The organism is Leifsonia lichenia, assembly GCF_054780215.1.
This window is the reverse complement of the sequence record NZ_BAAGWT010000002.1, coordinates 40670-56966: the sequence shown is the minus strand read 5'-3', so window position 1 is coordinate 56966 and position 16297 is coordinate 40670. Positions and strand designations below refer to the sequence as shown.

The following is a 16297-nucleotide window of genomic DNA, read 5'->3' as shown; positions in this document are numbered from 1 at the left end:
TCCACCGCCCCTTCCTTTCCGACCAGAGGAGACCCGTGAAAGCCGTCGACATCGACGACCTCCGCGCGAGCTACACCGAAGCTCTCGCACACACCAACGCGCTCACCGACCGCATCTCGACCGACCAGTTCTCGTCCAGCTACCCCGAGCATCCCGCCTGGGCGATCGGCCCGTTCGCCAGGGATGCGTCGCTCACCTTCCACCTGGACGGCCAGTGGCCCGACCCCACCGGGATCGGCTGGACGAGCGACTCGATCTTCAACCCCACCGCGATCGAACGCGACGGGGAGCTGCACCTGTTCTATCGCGCATCCCCGAGGAAGGAGTCGACCGCCAGCCGCATCGGGCACGCTGTCCGCCGCGACGGCGTGTGGACGGACTCGCCGGCGAACCCGGTGATCTACCCGACGCTCGAGAACGAGACCCTCGGCTGCGAGGACCCGAAGGTCTACGGCGTCGGCGACGGCTATGTGCTGTTCTACAACGCGATCCGCCAAACCGGCGGCGGCGAGGTGGCCTGCGACATCATGGTCGCCACCTCGGACGATCTCGAGCACTGGGAGAAGCGCGGCCTGGCCGTGCCGTACGACGTCTCGCAGAACTGGGCGAAAGGCGCCGTCGTGCCACGGGACGAGCATGGCAACGCGGTGCGCATCGGCGGCGAGTACCTGATGTTCCTCTCCGAGGGCTGCGGTGGGCGCCCCATGGTCGGCCACTCCGACGACCTCGTGCAGTGGACGTTCGCCGAGCAGCCGTACCTCGACCTCGCGCCTCTGAACGGCTCCCTGCACGAGGTGGCCTGCGCTGTCGTCGACGGGGATCGCCTCGTCCTCGACTTCTTCTACGCCGACGAGAACGGCGACTTCGCCGCCGCCCAGGCGCTGTACTCCCCCGACGCCCCGTTCACGCAGCTCGCCGTCAACCGTGGCGGCTCGCTCGCCTGGGGCGGCTTGCAGCGGCTCGACGGCGACTGGACGTTCGCCCAGGGCTGGGATGCGCCGGCCGGAACCCGCGAGATGTACTTCTACCGATCCATCGACCGCACCACGCCACGCGACCAGACAACGACTGAGGAGGAAGCATGAGCTCCCCCGACGACTTCCCATACGCCCTCACCAGAGCCGGAGTCATCATGACCCCGGAGCCCGGCAACGCGCAGGAGGTGGAGGGGGTGCTGAACCCGGCCACCGGCCACACGCCGGACGGCACGCTCTATCTGCTGCCCAGGCTTGTCGCCTCCGGCAACGTCTCCCGCGTCGGCCTCGCGAGGGTGGAGCTCGCGGACGGCGTGCCCGTGGGCGTCACCCGCGAGGGCGTCGTGCTCGAACCAGCGCGGGAGTGGGAGGCCGGAGCGAACAACGCCGGCGTCGAGGACCCGCGTGTGACCTTCATCCCGAGCCTCGGGCTGCACGTGATGACGTATGTGGCGTTCGGCCCGCTCGGACCGCGCACGGCCGTTGCGGTCTCGGACGACCTGCGGGAGTGGCAGCGCCTCGGACCGGTGACGTTCGAGTACGACGACGCTCTCGGCGTAGACCTCGGGCTCTACCACAACAAGGACACCGTGTTCTTCCCAGAGCCGGTCACCGCCCCGGACGGCAGGCTCAGCCTCGCAGTGCTGCACCGCCCGGTGTGGGAGCTCGGCGAGGTGCGGCCGGGCGAGGGCAACCGGCCGCCTGCGACCGTCCCGGATCCGCGCCCCAGCATCTGGATCGCGTTCATCCCCCTGGATGCGGTGCTCGCCGACCGCCGCGAGCTCGCCCGCTGGCGCGGCAACCGCTTCCTGGCCGGGCCGGAGTTCCCGTTCGAGGAGCTCAAGATCGGTGCCGGACCCGCCCCGATCCGGGTGCCGGAGGGCTGGCTGCTGCTGCACCACGGCGTCACCGGCGTGATCGTGAACTCGATGGCGCAGCAGCAGAACGTCAACTACGGCGCCGGCGCCATGATCCTCGACGGCGACGAGCCGTGGCGCGTCCTCGACCGCACGGACGCTCCCCTGCTGGCGGCGGAGACCGACGACGAGCGCAGCGGCATCGTGCCGAACGTGGTCTTCCCCACCGCGATCGAGGACATCGACGGCCAGCTCTTCGTGTTCTACGGCATGGCCGACTCGAAGATCGGAGTGGCGAAACTGGAACGCAGGGAGAAAACTGCATCCTGATGTGCCTCGCGATGTCGAAATAGCCCTGCAGCGTTCGTGTAGACGGTGAGAGAAACGGAGAACACCATGACTCAGTACCTGCTCAGCGTCATCCAGCCGGACGGCCCCATCCCGGAGCCGGACGCGCTCGCGGCGATCGAGGCCGATGTGAACGCGGTCGACCAGGACATGCGCGCCTCCGGCGTGTGGGTCTTCTCGAACGGGCTGCTCCCTGCATCGTCTGCGACCGTGCTGCGGCCGAACGGCCAGGACGTGCTCGTGACGGACGGCCCGTTCGCCGAGGGCAAGGAGCACCTCGGCGGCTTCAGCATCGTGGACGTGCCCGATCTGGATGCGGCGCTCGACTGGGGCAAACGGCTCGCGGTCGCGACGACCCTGCCGATCGAAGTGCGGCCGTTCGCCGGCTGAGCTGCGCGTGGACGGCGACCGCGGCATCGGCCGCGACGACATCGCGCGCGTCTTCCGCGCAGAGTACGGCCGTTCGGTGTCCGTGCTGTACCGCGTCTTCGGCGATCTGAACATCGCAGAAGACGCGGTGCAGGACGCGTTCGTCACCGCCGCCGACCGCTGGCCGGTGTCCGGAATCCCGCCGGCTCCGGCCGGCTGGATCATCACCACCGCCAGGCGGAGAGCCATCGACCGGCTGCGCCGCGAGGCGACCGGCCGCGACCGTGAGTCCGAGGCCGCGCTCCTGCACGAACAGGACGCGCCGCGGACAGCAGAGGAGGGTGAGGTGGACGACGACCGGCTTCGCCTGATCTTCACCTGCTGCCATCCGGCGCTCGCCCCCGCCAGCCGGGTGGCGCTCACGCTTCGGCTGCTCGGCGGCCTGAGCACAGCGGAGATCGCGCGAGCGTTCCTGGTGCAGGAGTCGGCGATGGGCCAGCGCCTGTCGCGCGCCAAGGCGAAGATCCGGGATGCGCGGATCCCGTTCCGCCTCCCGTCCGACGCCGACCTGCCCGACCGGCTCTCCTCCGTGCTCACGGTCGTCTACCTGATCTTCACCGAGGGCTACACCGCGTCGGCGGGAGACCGGTTGGTGCGCGACGAGCTCTGCGACGAGGCGATCCGGTTGGCCAGGCTCCTGGTCGAACTGATGCCGGACGAGGAGGAGGCGCACGGCCTGCTCTCGCTGCTCCTGCTGGTCGACGCCCGCCGCTCCTCCAGGCTCGACGCCGACGGCGGCCTGGTCCTGCTCCCCGACCAGGACCGCGCGCTCTGGAACACCGACCGCATCGCGGAGGGCCAGAGCATCCTGCGGCACTGCCTGGCCCGCGGGAGGCCGGGGAGCTTCCAGTTGCAGGCCGCGATCCAGGCCGTGCACGACGACGCCGCCAGCGCGGCCGAGACCGACTGGGCGCAGATCGTGACGATCTACGATCAGCTCCTCTCCGTGCATCCATCGCCCGTCGTCGCCCTCAACCGTGCCGTGGCCGTCGCCGAGGTCGACGGCCCCGCCGCCGCTCTCGCCGAGACCGACCCGCTGCGGGATGCGCTCGGCGCCTTCCATCTGCTGCACGCGATCCGCGCCGACCTGCTGCGCAGACTCGGCCGCAGCGCGGAGGCCGCCGCCGAGTACGAGGCCGCGCTCGCGCTCACCGACAACGCCGCGGAGCGCGCGTTCCTGACCCGATCGCGCGCCGCTCTTCCCTAGGCGCGCGCATCGGCGCACAGTGGAGGGATGAACATCGCATTCCTCGGGCTCGGCCGCATGGGCCGTGAGCTCGTCCCCCACCTCATCGACGCCGGTCACCGGGTGACCGTCTGGAACCGTTCGCCGCAGCCTGCCCAGTCGATGGGCAGACGCGGGGCGCAGGTGGCGTCGACGGCGGCGGACGCCGTCGACGGCGCCGAGGCGGTCGTCTCCGCGCTGTTCGGCCCGGACGCCGTGCGCGAGGTGATCGTCGACGGCGGGCTGCCGTTCGCATCCGGTGCCGTGTGGATCGACGTCACCACCGTCTCCCCCGCCGACGCCGACGCGTTCAGCGCCTGGGCGTCGGACGCCGCCGTGAACTACGTGCACTCCCCCGTGATCGGCTCTCTCGCCCCGGCGCGCGCCGCCGCCCTCGGCGTCCTCATCGGCGGCGAGCAGGACGCCGCCAGGAAGGCACGCACGATCGTCGCCCTCTGGGCCGACCCCAACAAGCTCCGGATGCTCGACACCCCCGCGCAGGCCGCCACCGGCAAGCTCGTCGCGAACCTCGCCCTCGCCGTCTCCTTCGAGGGCCTGGTGGAAGCCCTCCGCCTCGGCGAGTCCGGCGGTCTCAGCGCCGCCCAGGTGCTCGACACCCTCGGCATCACCGCTCTCTCCCCCATCGCCGCGATGAAGGGCGCCCCCGTGGTGGCAGGCGACTTCGACGACACCCAGTTCTCAGCAGCCCTCCTCGCGAAGGACACCCGCCTGATGCTGGCCACCTCGCACGACCCCCTCCCCGCCGTCGCCCTGGTGTCGGCCGCACTGCAGGACGCGGTCGACGCCGGCGACGGGGAGAAGGACTTCTCGGTGATCGCCCGGCTGCGCTGACGACGCGGAGGCGGCGGTCGGCCCGGTGGTAGCGCGCAGACGCGGACGCCGGAGAGTTCGCTCGACGCGGGTCAGTGGTCGGGGTATGGCGTGATGGTGGGGGTGTTGGTCGGGTGGTACGGGTCGGGGTCTTGTTCGTCGAATTCGCGGTACCCGGTGGGTCCGGCGAACATGTCCAGGCTGGGATCGGTAGAGCACTCGGTGTAGAACTCGAGAACGAAGAGCGTGTCCTGGGCGCTCACTCCCGCGGCGAGGGAGCCGTCCGGGCGGTCGGCCCTGATCTGGGTGTAGTTGCCACCATCAGGTCCCGTAGCGGTGGTGCCGACTGAAGAAACGATGTAGCCCTGCTCGGTCCAGTAATCGCCCATCATGTGTGCGAATGCCACCGGATCACCGACCGGCGCGTGGAAGAGCTGGACGAGGAAGAGCTGGCGGCTCTCCCCATTGGCGGTGGAGCAACTTGCGCCGAGGAATTCCTTGGCTTCCGGGTTCCAGGTGCGGAGGTTGGGGTGCGCGCCGTATGTCCATCCGTCGGGGAGGCCGGATGCGGCGATCCCGGCGTTGGCCAAGTCGATGATCTGCGCCCGGAGTTGTTGCCCGGTCTTCTGCGGTGTGGTGTCGGTCGGGGTGTTCACGGCGCATCCTCCTAGGGTGAGCACGCTAGCGATGGCGAGCAGCGCGGTGATGGTGTGCCTCATCGTGTGTGGCCGACCTTCTGGGCGTCGCCGGTCGCGCCGGGTGTCGAAAGGGTCTGATCCATGCGGGGTCAGTGGTCGGGGTATGGCGTGATGGTGGGGGTGTTGGTCGGGTGGTACGGGTCGGGGTCTTGCTCGTCGAATTCGCGGTACCCGGTGGGTCCGGCGAACATGTCCAGGCTGGGATCGGTAGAGCACTCACTGTAGAAGGTGATGGCGAAGAGCGTGTCTTGGGCGCTCAGCCCGGCAGCGAGGGAGCCGTCCGGGCGGTCGGCCCTGATCTGGGTGTAGTTGCGCCCACCCGGGGTGGTGATGGTCGGGACAACAGTGCTGACGATGTAGCCCTGCTCGGTCCAGTAGTCGCCCATCATGTCCACGAAAGCGACCGGATCACCGACCGGCGTGTGGAAGAGCTGGACGAGGAAGAGCTGGCGGCTCTCCCCGTTGGCGGTGGAGCAGCTTGCGCCGAGGAATTCCTTGGCTTCGGGATTCCAGGCGCGGACATTCGGTTTTGTGCCGTATGTCCATCCGTCGGGGAGGCCGGATGCGGCGATCCCGGCGTTGGCCAAGTCGATGATCTGCGCGCGGAGTTGCTGCCCGGTCTTCTGCGGCGTGGTGTCGGCAGGGGCGGTCATGGCGCATCCTCCTAGGGTGAGCACGACGGCAATTGCGAACACTGCTGCTGTGCGGATGGTGGTCAAGGTCATTCGTTTCCTCAGAATCGCGGGGACCGGCCGGTCTCGGCGATCAGGTCCGCGAGTTCGTTGTGCTTGTCGGCGGCGGGGGTGGTGTCGGTCAGTCCGCCGCTCACTCTGCCGGGTTGACCAGTGGTGGTGGCAGCGATGTTGTGCAGCGATTGCGTCCCACGGTCGTAGTAGCCGTGTCCTTCCGAGGGCACGGTGTTGAAGGTCAGGGGTCCGCTGTTGCTGGTCCTGCCCTTCTCGCCGAGCGGGTTGTGTCCGTCGACCGGTTTCAGGTCTTTGCCGTCACCGTCGGAGGAGAAGGATTCGGCTCCGCCGATCGCGCGGTTGGTCGGGGCCGCAACCGTCGGGTTAGGTTCGGAACGGCCAGACAGGGCGGAACCGACCGGGGCGAGCTGATCGGAGGTCGCTGCCGTGGTGTACACGTGGTCCGCGTGGATCGCGGACAGTGACGGCACCAGGCCGGTATCGATTCCGGCGGAGCCGACCATCACGAACGCGTCGATCTGGGTGCTGGTCTGGGTGAGCGCGATCGACGCCATCGTAGTCCCGTAGGAGTGGGCGGTGACCGTGATCGGGGCAGGTCCCGGCCCGAACACATCCCGTGTCGCCGCGTTCCCGTCGAGCTCGGCCGCGAACCGCGGCGCCCCCTTCTTCGCCGAGACACTGAGGTTGACGCCGACGACATCCGGGTTGTCATACTCCAAGCAAGCGATCACCCCCGGTTGGTCCATGCCGAGATCCTTTTGGGCACGGTAGAGGTTCTTCGCGGCGTTAGCCCAGCCGTCGAGGGCGTCCTTGGCGCCAAAGCCCATCCCTCCCGCGCACCAGGTCGTGTTCTCGCACGCGTCCAGGTCGCCGTAGCCGACCGCGACCATCGGCGGCGAGGTGAAGAAATTGAACGCCACCAGTTGCACCGGAACACCCTCTTCAGGGGCTTCCAGAGCCCGTTTCATCTTCTTCAGCACCGCTCGCTGCTCGTCCGTGAGGTCCGGGTTCTTCTTCGCCTGCTCGTAACTGATCCGGTTCGCGATATTCCGATCTCGGAACGGCATCCCCGGCAGGTTCCCGAACACGCCCGGCGCAGCCACCAGCAGCGCATCCCGCGCATCCACGGTCAGCCCGTTCCACCAGCCTGCGACCACCTCCGGGTTCGGAGGAGTGTCCCAGAACCGGTGCAGCAACCCCGGATCGTCCGCCAGCAGCACCGCAAGCTCCTCCGGGGTCAGCCGCTGCAGCATGGTCATCAGCGCGACCTCGCTCGCCCGACCGGCCGCATCGATCACGCTGAGCTTGCCCGCCGCGGACGCGAAGTCCTTCAACTGCGACACGGTCGCATCGGCAAGCGCGCCGGTCCTGGCCGCGCTCAACCCCCGGACGAACACCGCCTCCGCGTACTCGTACTCCCGCTTCGCGTCCTGGCCACTCCTGCGCGCGACCGCCAGCCGGTCCTCCGCATCCTCCAAACGGTGCCGGGAACCGATCAACTCCGCGTGCACCGCCTCCGCACGACCACGCGCCGCCAGCACCTCCGCCCCGGACGCACGGTCCTCGAGCAACGACGCCCGCTGCACCGCCTCCACACTCTCGACCAACGCAGCATGATCACCGACCAGAACACCCACCGCCGCCCGCGCGACAGCGATATCCCGCTCCGCCTCCACCGCCGCCCGGAGCGCCCGATCGGCAGCGAACTGCGCGGAGAACATCGCCTCCGCCCACACCTTCGCCGCAGCACCAGCCTCACCATGGCTCACCGCCGCAGCACTCGCCCCCACGGCCACGACCCGCAACCGCTCACGGAACGCCTCCGCCGCAAGCCCCGACCACGACCGCGCATCCACCACAGCGCCAACCTCACACAGCGACTCAGCCCGCACCCGATACCGCTCCGAATGCGCCTGCAACTCCGACACCCACGCCGCAACCGCATCCACATCCCCCGGCGTCGGATCCGCATCCAACCCCAGCGCCGACCAATCCCGCCACTCAGAACGCACGGGCACCACCCGAGAACTGCCGAGCGTCCTCGACATCTCGACGCGCGTAAGCGTCCGCCGCGGACCGTAACACCCCCGCGAGCGCGTCGGTGCCGCTCGACAGTACCGACCGCCCCGAGGACCAGTACTGCGAGAACTCGTCGAACGCGGCGCCCGCTGACGCCGAACCGAACGCGCTCCTGTCGAGAACGATGCTCTGGGGATCCTTGGCACCCGCGGCCAGGGTCGACGCCCCCTCCCGCAGTCGATCCGCATCGATCGAGACCGTCTTACCCATGCACCGCTCCGTTCTCGCAGAAACATACCGTATCAGGAACACAAACACGGAACGTTAATTCGAGACTGGCCGCGAGATCGCCAGAAGGAGCCGGGCGGGGTCCACGCGGCGCGGGAGGCGCGCCGCGTGGAACGCCTACAGAGTGACCGGCTGCCCGTCCACCGCCGAGCGACGCGCCGCGTCCGCCACCTGCAGCGTGCGCAGCCCGACCCGGCCGTCCGGAACAGCGGCGCGGCCGCTGCGCACGGCGTCGAGGAACTCGGCAAGCATCAGGGCGTCGAGGTTGTCGCCGACGCCCTCCCAGACCTGGCCGTCCACCGTCTGCCCGGAGACGTGCGGGGCGAACGGTGCGATGGTGATGTTGCCCTTCGTGCCGGTGAGCTGCAGCGTGAGGCCGCCCCAGGTCGGCCCGTTCTCCGGCATGGTCCAGGAGCAGTCGATGGTCGCGACGACACCGCCGGGGTAGGTGGCCGTGACGAGTCCGCCCGTCTCGACCCGCAGGCGGTCGTCGGCGTGGAGCAGCCGGTTGGACACCGCGCGCACCGTCGTCGGCAGGGCACCGAGGAACTCGTCAAGCAGGTCGGCGCAGTGCACGACGTGGTCGACCAGCGCGCCTCCGCCCGCGAGCGCCGGGTCGGTGAACCAGGCGCGGTCGGACGGCAGCTTGCCGTTGTTGGTGCCGCGGATGCCGACGATCTCGCCGAGCTGGCCTGCGCGCACGCGAGCCAGCGCATCCACGAACGACGGCGCGAACCGCACAGGGTACGCGGTCATCAGGGTGACGCCGGCGCGCTCGGCGGCGTCGAGCATGGCGCGGCCGTCCTCGACCGTCGTGGCAAGCGGCTTCTCGCAGAGGATGTGCGCACCGGCAGCAGCAGCGGCCTCCACCAGTTCCCGGTGCTTGGCGTTCTCGGCCGTGACGATCACCGCATCCGGACCCCAGGCGAGCGCCGCCGCGTAGTCGGCCACGTAGCGCACCCCGATGGATGCGGCGAGCGCCTCTCCCCGGAGCGCCGCGTCCGGTGCTCCGGCACCCTCCGGGTCGGTCACGATCACGTCGATGTCGTCGCGGCCTGCGAGGAGCCGGCAGTAGCCGATCGCGTGCGGGTGCGCGAACGAGAGCACGGCGATCTTGAGCTTGCTGGTCACGGTGTCTCCTGTTCCGGCGGTCATGCGCCGACCTTCTGTCCGACGGTGTTCTCGAGCTGGGAGGCGATCCTGGCGAGCCCGGTCTCCTGGTCGACCTCGATGGCGCGTCCGGTGCGCAGCGATTCGGCTGCCGCTTCCGCGATGGCGACCGCCCTGATGCCGTCCTCCGCTGTCACCACCGTGTCCGTGCCATCGGCGATGGCGCGCAGGAAGGCGGCGAGCTGGGTCGTGTATGGGCTGACCGCGTGGGTGGCGGGAGGCAGGTAGCCGTCCCCGGACGCTCCGGCAGGGAAGTCGAGCACGCTGGCGGCGTCGGTCCGTGAATCGATCGCGAGCGTCCCCCTGGTGCCTGCGATGTCCGCACTCGTGCGGAACACCGTGCCTTCCGGCCCCCAGGTGCCCTGGACGTGGCTGATCGCCCCGCCGGCGTGGGTGAGGGTGACGTGGGCGGTGACGACGCCGGGCACGATGCCGTCGACGCTCGCCGGGCTCTGCACCGCATACACCTGGGTGACATCGCCGGCGAGCCAGCGCGCCTGGTCGAGGTCGTGGATCATCTGGTCGAGGACGATGCCGCCGCCCGCGTTCTCGTCGAAGAACCACGAGCCGGCCCGCGGAGCCTGGCCGCCGCGCACGAACCGCAGCACGGCGGGGTCGCCGATCCGGCCGGCGTCCACCTGGCGCTTGACCTCGGCGTACTCGGGGAAGAATCGCACCACATGGGCGGGGAACAGGCGCACCCCTGCTGCGTCGGCCGCGTCTGCCAGCTCCCGCGCCTCCGCGGAGGTGACGGAGAGCGGCTTCTCGCAGATGACGTGCCTGCCGGCAGCGATCGCGGCGAGCGCGAGCTCCTTGTGGCTGCTGCTCGATGTGACGATGTCGACGATGTCGCTCGCGGCGAGCAGCCCATCCAGGTCGGTCGCGATGGCGAAGCCGTACTCGGCGGCGAGCGCCTCGGCTCCCTCGTGGGAGTAGACGGTCACCGGTACGCCCAGCGCCGCCCATCCTGTGGCGTGCACCTGGGAGATCCCGCCGGCGCCGATGAGGCCGACTCGGAGAGTTTTCACTGTGTTCGTTTCTTTCTACTTCAGGCCCGAGAATGCGATGCCGTCGATGACGCGCTTCTGCATGATCAGGAAGAGGATGAGCACCGGCGCCATCGCGAGGAGGCTGGCGGCGAGCAGGAGGGGGTAGTCCGGGATGGATCGCTGGCTGGTGAGCGTCGCGATGCCGGCGGAGAGCGGCATCTGAGTCGAGTCGGTCGCGACGATGAGCGGCCAGAGCAGGTCGTTCCAGGACGCGAGCACCGTGATGATCGCGAGGGCGGACAGGCCGGGCTTGGCCAGCGGCAGCATCACCTTCCAAAACGTCTGGAAGTGGTTCGCGCCGTCGAGGCGCGCGGCCTCCGCCAGTTCGTCGGGCAGGCCGAGGAAGAACTGGCGCATCAGGAAGGTGCCGAACGCGCTGAAGATGCCGGGGGCCGCGATGCCCGCGATGGTGTTCAGCCAGCCGAGGCCTTGCACGATCTGGTACTGCGGCAGCAGGTACACCTGCGGCGGCACCATCAGGATGGCGAGGACCAGCGCGAAGATCGTGCGCTTGAACGGGAACGACATCCTGGCGAAGGCGTACCCGGCCATCGAGCAGAGCAGGAGCTGACCGACCGTGCGGATCACCGTGACGGCGACGGACACCCAGAGCTGGTTGAGGAACGGGAGCTGGTCGAACACGTGCGCGAAGTTCTCCCAGTGCAGCGTGCCCGGCCAGACGGTCGGCGGCACGGAGGTGACCTGCGCGTTCGTGGACAGCGACATCAGGATCTGCCAGATGAAGGGGAAGATCATGATGATCGATCCGACGATCAGGATGGCGTGGGTCAGTCCCGTCCCCATCCTCGCCTTGCCGGTCTTGGAACCGACCACGACGGAGCTAGACATACGTCACCCACCTCTTCTGCATCCGGAACTGGATGATCGTGAACACACCGACGAGCAGCAGGATCGCCATGCCGACCGCGGCCGCGTAGCCGTTGTCGCCCGTCTGCTGGTGGGCGAAGAACAGATACACCATCGACTGGGTCTGGTTGATCGCCGGGTTCTGCGTTCCCATCAGGGCGTAGAGCAGGTCGAAGAGCTGGAAGCCTGTGATCACCGTCATGACGGAGACGAAGAAGATCGACGGGCTGAGCAGCGGCACCGTGATCGAGAAGAACTGCCGCATCCGGCTCGCGCCGTCGAGGCTCGACGCCTCGTACATCTCCGGCGGGATGCCCTTCATCCCGGCCGAGAGCACGATCAGGTTGAAGCCGAGCGAGATCCACATCCCCACCAGGCCGACAGCGAAGAGCGCGAACCACTCGGTGGAGAGCCAGTTCGGCCCCTTGATGCCGACGAGAGAGAGCGTGTAGTTGATGACGCCGAAGTCGCCGTTGAAGATGATCCGCCAGACCATCGCGACCGCGGCGGGCATGGCCACGTACGGCAGGAAGAATGCGGTGCGGTACAGGGTCGCGAAGCGCAGCCCCGGCCGGTTCATCAGGCTGGCGAAGATCACGGCGAGCGGGATGCCGATCAGAAGGAACCCGATGTAGACCAGCGTGTTGACGATCGACCGCCAGAACGACGGGTCGGCCAGCATCGCCTGGTAGTTCGACAGGCCGCTCCAGGTGGCGCCGCCGAAGACGCCCCACGTGGTGAAGCTGAAGTATGCATTGCGGATGATCGGCCAGATGTAGAAGACGAGGACGCCGAATAGCAGCGGGGCGACGAACAGCGCCGCCCACAGCCATTCCTTCCGGTCGGTGCGCCGCCTGCGCGGCGGTGTCGACCGGGTGGCGGGCGCCGTGGTCACGGCGCCCGCCTCCTGGGGTGCGATGGAAACGGACATCACTCTTTGGCGAGGTCCGCGTTCATCTGCTTGGCGAGGTCCTTGGCGACGTCGGCCACAGGGCGCTTGCCGGAGAACGCGTCAGGCAGCAGGTCGTTCTCCGCCTTGTTCCAGGCCGCCGTGTTCTTCGAGATCGGGTACGGGTACGCGTAGTCCGCCGCCGCCTTCTCGAAGATGTTCAGGTCCCACGGCGCCGTCTTCACGAAAGCGTCCTGCGTGCCGTTGAACGCCGGGTTCGCAGCGCCCATCTCCGCCTGCGTCTCCGCAGCCTGCTTGCCGCCGAGGTAGTTCTGGAATGCGACGGCCGCTGCCTCGTTCTTCGAGTCCTTGGCGACCACGTTCGCGAGACCGTGGATGACGGTCGCCTGCTTCTCGCCCTTGGGCAGAGGAGCGAGCGCGATGGTGTCCTTGATCGGCGAGGCGAGCAGCTCGGCGTTGAGCCAGGTGCCCGACCAGATCATCGCGGACTTGCTGTTGATGAACCACTGGTCCTGCGGGGTGTCGGAAAGCTGCGACGGCGTCGGGGACGAACCGTCGGCGACGAGGTCGCGCACGAACTGCAGTCCCTTGATCGACGCGGCCGAGTCGTAGCCCGACTTCTTGCCGTCCGACGAGATGATCTCGCCGCCCGCCTGGAGGATCGTGTTGTAGTAGACCTCCTGGCCGCCGCTCAGACCGCTGGCGACGCCGTAGACGCCGTCCGCTTTCAGCTTGTCGGAGATCTCCTTGGCCTTCTGGTGGAACTCGTCCCAGGTCCAGTCCGCCGTCGGGTATGCGACCCCCGCCTTGTCGAAGACCGCCTTGTTGTAGTAGACGCCGATCGTGTCGAAGTCCTTGGGAGCCCCGTACTGCTTGCCGTCGTAGCTGTAGAGCTCGTTCAGCGCCTTCGGGTAGTTCGCCGGGTCGATGCCGGAGCCCACCGGTGCGAGCAGTCCATTGGATGCGTAGAGCTGGAAGTTCGGTCCGTTCATCCAGAACACGTCGGGCAGCGTCTTGGACGAGCCCTGCGTCTGCAGCTTGGTGAAGTAGTTCTGGTACGGGGTGACCTGCGTGGTCACCTTGATGTTCGGATACTCCTTGTTGAAGTCCTTGATGAGCGCCTCCATCGCCGGCTTCTGGTTGACGTCCCAGAACGCGTAGGAGATCGAGGCCGACAGATTATGATCGGCAGTGGCACCGGAGCCGCTTCCAGTGTTGGACGAGCATCCGGCCAGAAGGGCTGCGGCTGCAACCGCCGCCCCGGCGGCTAGTAAGGCTTTTCGCATTGGTTCTCCTTGAAATGTGAGTGTTGTTGTGGTGCCTCCCGGGTCGGCGATCAGTCCTCGTCGGCCCGGGGATTCCCCGTGGTCACACCAGCGTGGCCACGTGTTCATCCACGGCGGGCACGGCGATGGGCCGTGAACCGTCGCGAATGGACTCTGTCGCTGCGACGGCTGTCGCCACCGCGTTGCGTGCCGCGACAGCCGACGTCTCCGTTCGGGAGCCGTCCGTCACGAACCGGATGAACTCGGCGACCGTCAGCCTGTCGGCGTCACGGTGCCCCCGCTCGTCTCCGTTCACCCGGTATTCGGCGTCGCCGACCGGGTCGTACAGCGTGCGCGTGTTCCACACCCGCACCACCGCCCCATCGGTGTCGCCGAAGTTCTCCAGCCTGCCTTCCGTGCCGATCACCGTGTAGTTCCGCCAGTAGTCGGGCGTGTAGTGGCACTGCTGGTACGACGCGTACACGCCGTTGTCGAGCCGCATGTTCACCATCGAGATGTCCTCGACGTCGATCACAGGGTTCAGATCCGTCTGGCTGAGCGGCGGCCACGCGTCCAGCGAGAACCACTCGGGCATCGAGCGGTCGGAGTTGTCGCGGCGGGCGTCGATGTCGCCGTAGAGGCTGAGGCCGCCCATGCCGGTGACGAGCTCGGAGTACCCTCCGGCGAGCCAGTGGATGATGTCGATGTCGTGGGCGCCCTTCTGCAGCAGCAGCCCGTTCGACTTGGCGCGCTCGGCGTGCCAGTCCTTGAAGTAGTAGTCGCCGCCGTTGCCCACGAAGTGCCTGCACCAGACCGCCTTGACGTCGCCGATCTCCCCGCGCTTGATGATGTCGCGCATCAGGGTCACCACGGCCATGTGCCGCATGTTGTGGCCGACGTACAGTTTGCTCCCGCTCTCCGCCGCCGCGGCGAGGATGGCGTCCGCGTCTTCCAGGCTGATCGCGAGGGGCTTCTCCAGGTAGACGGCGATCCCCGCGCGCAGCAGGTCGATCGCGATCTCCGCGTGCGTGTGGTCGGGCGACGTGACGAACGCGGCGTCGACGATGCTGCCGCCCTGCGCATCCCTGGCCTCGATCAGCTCGCGGTGGCCGGGGTATGCGGTGAGCTGGCTGCCGAACGCCTCGACAGCACGCGCCCTCGCGGCCGGGCTCGGGTCGGCCACTGCCACGATGACACCGGCCCCGGAGTCGACGGCGTGGCTCGCGATGTACGACCGCGCCCCCACACCGATCACGGCCAGCCTCAGCGGCGCCCCTGCGTCCTGCGAACTCATACTGCGATCCTCTCTGCGAGGGCTTTCGCCCCCGCCACGTCGATTTCCGGGTCCGGCACATCCGCCGTCCCGTACACCCGCTCCGCCGACTGGCCGAAGGCGAGCGCGAGCGCTCCGAGCACGACGGACTCCGCGCCGAGCTCCGACTGGATGATGGTGGGGTGGATGGGCAGACGGATCTCGCGCATCACCGCCCTGCGCAGCGGCTCCAGCAGCGCCTCCCCCGCACGGGAGAGACCGCCGCCGACCACGACGACGTCCGGGTCGATGGCCATCGTCAGCGTCGCGATGCCGGTGGCGAGGCCGCCGACGAACGACTCGATCTCCTCGCGCGCCTCCTCGTCGCCGTCCACGGCCATCCGGAACACCTCTTCGCCGGTGGGCGCGGTCTTCCAACTGAGCTGGCCGGTGGCGCTGACTTTCATCGAGAAGACGATCTCGCCCACCTCGCCTGCGGCGGAGTGCGCACCGCGGCGCAGCTTGCCGTCGATGATGAGGCCCATCGAGATGCGGTGGCCGAGGAAGAAGTACGCGGAGTCGTTGACCAGCCGGGATGCGCCCATCCGGTGCTCCGCGAGGGCGGCCAGCCGCATGTCGTTCTCCACCACGACCTCGCAGCCGAACTCCGAGCGAAGGTGACCGGCGATGTCGACCCCCTCCCAGTCGGGGAAGTTGCGGGAGACGATGAGCCTGCCGTCCTCCCCGACGAGCCCGGAGACGGCGACCGCCATGGCGATCAGCCGCGACCGGTCGATGCCGTTGTCGTCGAGGCAGTCGGCGACGACTTTCCGCACCACGGTCATCCTGCTCGCGCCGAGGAACGACTCGTCGACCTCCTGCTCCGCCCAGCCGACCATCGCACCGGCGAGGTTGGCGACAGCGACGCGCACCCGGTGGATGCCGATGTCGACGCCGACGAGGAAGCCGAGGTCGGCGGCGAAGTCGTAGAGCCGCGCCGGGCGCCCTGCTCCGCGGCCGCCGAGCGTGTGCTCCTCGACCTCGAGCACGAGACCGCGCTCACGCATCGAGGTGAGTGCGACCTCGACGGTGGGCCTGGAGAGTCCTGTGCGGGATGCGATCTGGGCGACGGTCCCCCTGCCGCCCTCTCTGACGGCGAGCGCGCACCGGGCGGCGTTCGTCGCCCTCTGACGCGAAGCGTCGGGCTCGTGGCCGCGTCCACCGAATACCATTCGTCGAAACTCCCGCTCGCTTACAATGAAACCTCGTTGCTTAATTGCTGCCGCAAGTGAAGCATGGTCAGGATGCGGGCGTCAAGACCAAATCGAATAGAAGTAAACGGGTTTACATATTCGTAACGAGCATCCCGCGCGGGATGGTGCGGCCCCCCGCGCGGTGACTTGTCGCG

Annotated in this window: 16 protein-coding genes; 5 read left to right on the top strand and 11 right to left on the bottom strand. The window is 68.5% G+C overall.

Translation table 11 applies throughout. The features are described 5' to 3' along the window. Positions 1–35 precede the first annotated feature (35 nt). From ACYVGI_RS04810 to ACYVGI_RS04790, 5 genes are all read left to right on the top strand, one after another. Positions 36–1085: a glycoside hydrolase family 130 protein gene (locus ACYVGI_RS04810; RefSeq protein ID WP_460631534.1), complete on the top strand. Its 1050-nt coding sequence runs from the start codon at positions 36–38 to the stop codon at positions 1083–1085. After that, a complete protein-coding gene (locus ACYVGI_RS04805) occupies positions 1082–2161 on the top strand; it encodes a glycoside hydrolase family 130 protein (protein ID WP_460631533.1) in 1080 nt (359 codons plus the stop codon). The genes ACYVGI_RS04810 and ACYVGI_RS04805 overlap by 4 nt, the downstream gene beginning before the upstream one ends. A 66-nt stretch (positions 2162–2227) precedes the next feature. Continuing rightward, positions 2228–2569 carry a YciI family protein gene (locus ACYVGI_RS04800; protein ID WP_460631532.1) on the top strand — a complete coding sequence of 114 codons (342 nt, stop codon included), beginning with the start codon at positions 2228–2230 and terminating at the stop codon, positions 2567–2569. A gap of 7 nt (positions 2570–2576) precedes the next feature. Beyond that, positions 2577–3815, top strand: coding sequence for an RNA polymerase sigma factor (locus tag ACYVGI_RS04795; protein ID WP_460631531.1), 1239 nt, complete (start codon positions 2577–2579; stop codon positions 3813–3815). 27 nt (positions 3816–3842) lie between these two features. Next, positions 3843–4685 carry an NAD(P)-dependent oxidoreductase gene (locus tag ACYVGI_RS04790; protein ID WP_460631530.1) on the top strand — a complete coding sequence of 281 codons (843 nt, stop codon included), beginning with the start codon at positions 3843–3845 and terminating at the stop codon, positions 4683–4685. Positions 4686–4756: 71 nt separating this feature from the next. On the opposite strand, the gene ACYVGI_RS04785 is transcribed toward ACYVGI_RS04790, so the two are convergent. The 11 genes from ACYVGI_RS04785 to ACYVGI_RS04735 form a co-directional block, all read right to left on the bottom strand. Next, positions 4757–5320 carry a hypothetical protein gene (locus ACYVGI_RS04785; protein WP_460631529.1) on the bottom strand — a complete coding sequence of 188 codons (564 nt, stop codon included), beginning with the start codon at positions 5318–5320 and terminating at the stop codon, positions 4757–4759. A gap of 131 nt (positions 5321–5451) precedes the next feature. Further along, positions 5452–6087 carry a hypothetical protein gene (locus ACYVGI_RS04780; RefSeq protein ID WP_460631528.1) on the bottom strand — a complete coding sequence of 212 codons (636 nt, stop codon included), beginning with the start codon at positions 6085–6087 and terminating at the stop codon, positions 5452–5454. Between the two features lie 8 nt (positions 6088–6095). Further along, entirely contained in the window at positions 6096–8081 is a 1986-nt protein-coding gene (locus ACYVGI_RS04775; RefSeq protein ID WP_460631527.1) for an alpha/beta hydrolase, read from the bottom strand. Continuing rightward, positions 8071–8358, bottom strand: a complete 288-nt coding sequence (locus tag ACYVGI_RS04770; RefSeq protein WP_460631526.1) for a hypothetical protein — start codon at positions 8356–8358, stop codon at positions 8071–8073. Before ACYVGI_RS04770 ends, ACYVGI_RS04775 begins: the two co-directional genes overlap by 11 nt. A gap of 135 nt (positions 8359–8493) precedes the next feature. After that, positions 8494–9531 (bottom strand): Gfo/Idh/MocA family protein, encoded by a 1038-nt coding sequence (locus ACYVGI_RS04765; protein ID WP_460631525.1) that lies wholly within the window; start codon positions 9529–9531, stop codon positions 8494–8496. Continuing rightward, on the bottom strand, positions 9528–10574 hold the full coding sequence (locus ACYVGI_RS04760; RefSeq protein WP_460631524.1) for a Gfo/Idh/MocA family protein: 1047 nt from the start codon (positions 10572–10574) through the stop codon (positions 9528–9530). The genes ACYVGI_RS04765 and ACYVGI_RS04760 overlap by 4 nt, the downstream gene beginning before the upstream one ends. A 15-nt stretch (positions 10575–10589) precedes the next feature. Beyond that, a complete protein-coding gene (locus ACYVGI_RS04755) occupies positions 10590–11444 on the bottom strand; it encodes a carbohydrate ABC transporter permease (RefSeq protein WP_460631523.1) in 855 nt (284 codons plus the stop codon). After that, positions 11437–12393 carry a carbohydrate ABC transporter permease gene (locus ACYVGI_RS04750; protein WP_460631522.1) on the bottom strand — a complete coding sequence of 319 codons (957 nt, stop codon included), beginning with the start codon at positions 12391–12393 and terminating at the stop codon, positions 11437–11439. The genes ACYVGI_RS04755 and ACYVGI_RS04750 overlap by 8 nt, the downstream gene beginning before the upstream one ends. Then, the gene (locus ACYVGI_RS04745) at positions 12393–13658 is read right to left on the bottom strand and encodes an ABC transporter substrate-binding protein (protein ID WP_460631521.1); all 1266 of its coding nucleotides are present in this window, start codon (positions 13656–13658) and stop codon (positions 12393–12395) included. The genes ACYVGI_RS04750 and ACYVGI_RS04745 overlap by 1 nt, the downstream gene beginning before the upstream one ends. An 82-nt stretch (positions 13659–13740) precedes the next feature. After that, positions 13741–14931 (bottom strand): Gfo/Idh/MocA family protein, encoded by a 1191-nt coding sequence (locus ACYVGI_RS04740; protein WP_460631520.1) that lies wholly within the window; start codon positions 14929–14931, stop codon positions 13741–13743. Further along, positions 14928–16121, bottom strand: coding sequence for an ROK family protein (locus ACYVGI_RS04735; RefSeq protein ID WP_460631519.1), 1194 nt, complete (start codon positions 16119–16121; stop codon positions 14928–14930). The genes ACYVGI_RS04740 and ACYVGI_RS04735 overlap by 4 nt, the downstream gene beginning before the upstream one ends. Positions 16122–16297 lie beyond the last annotated feature (176 nt).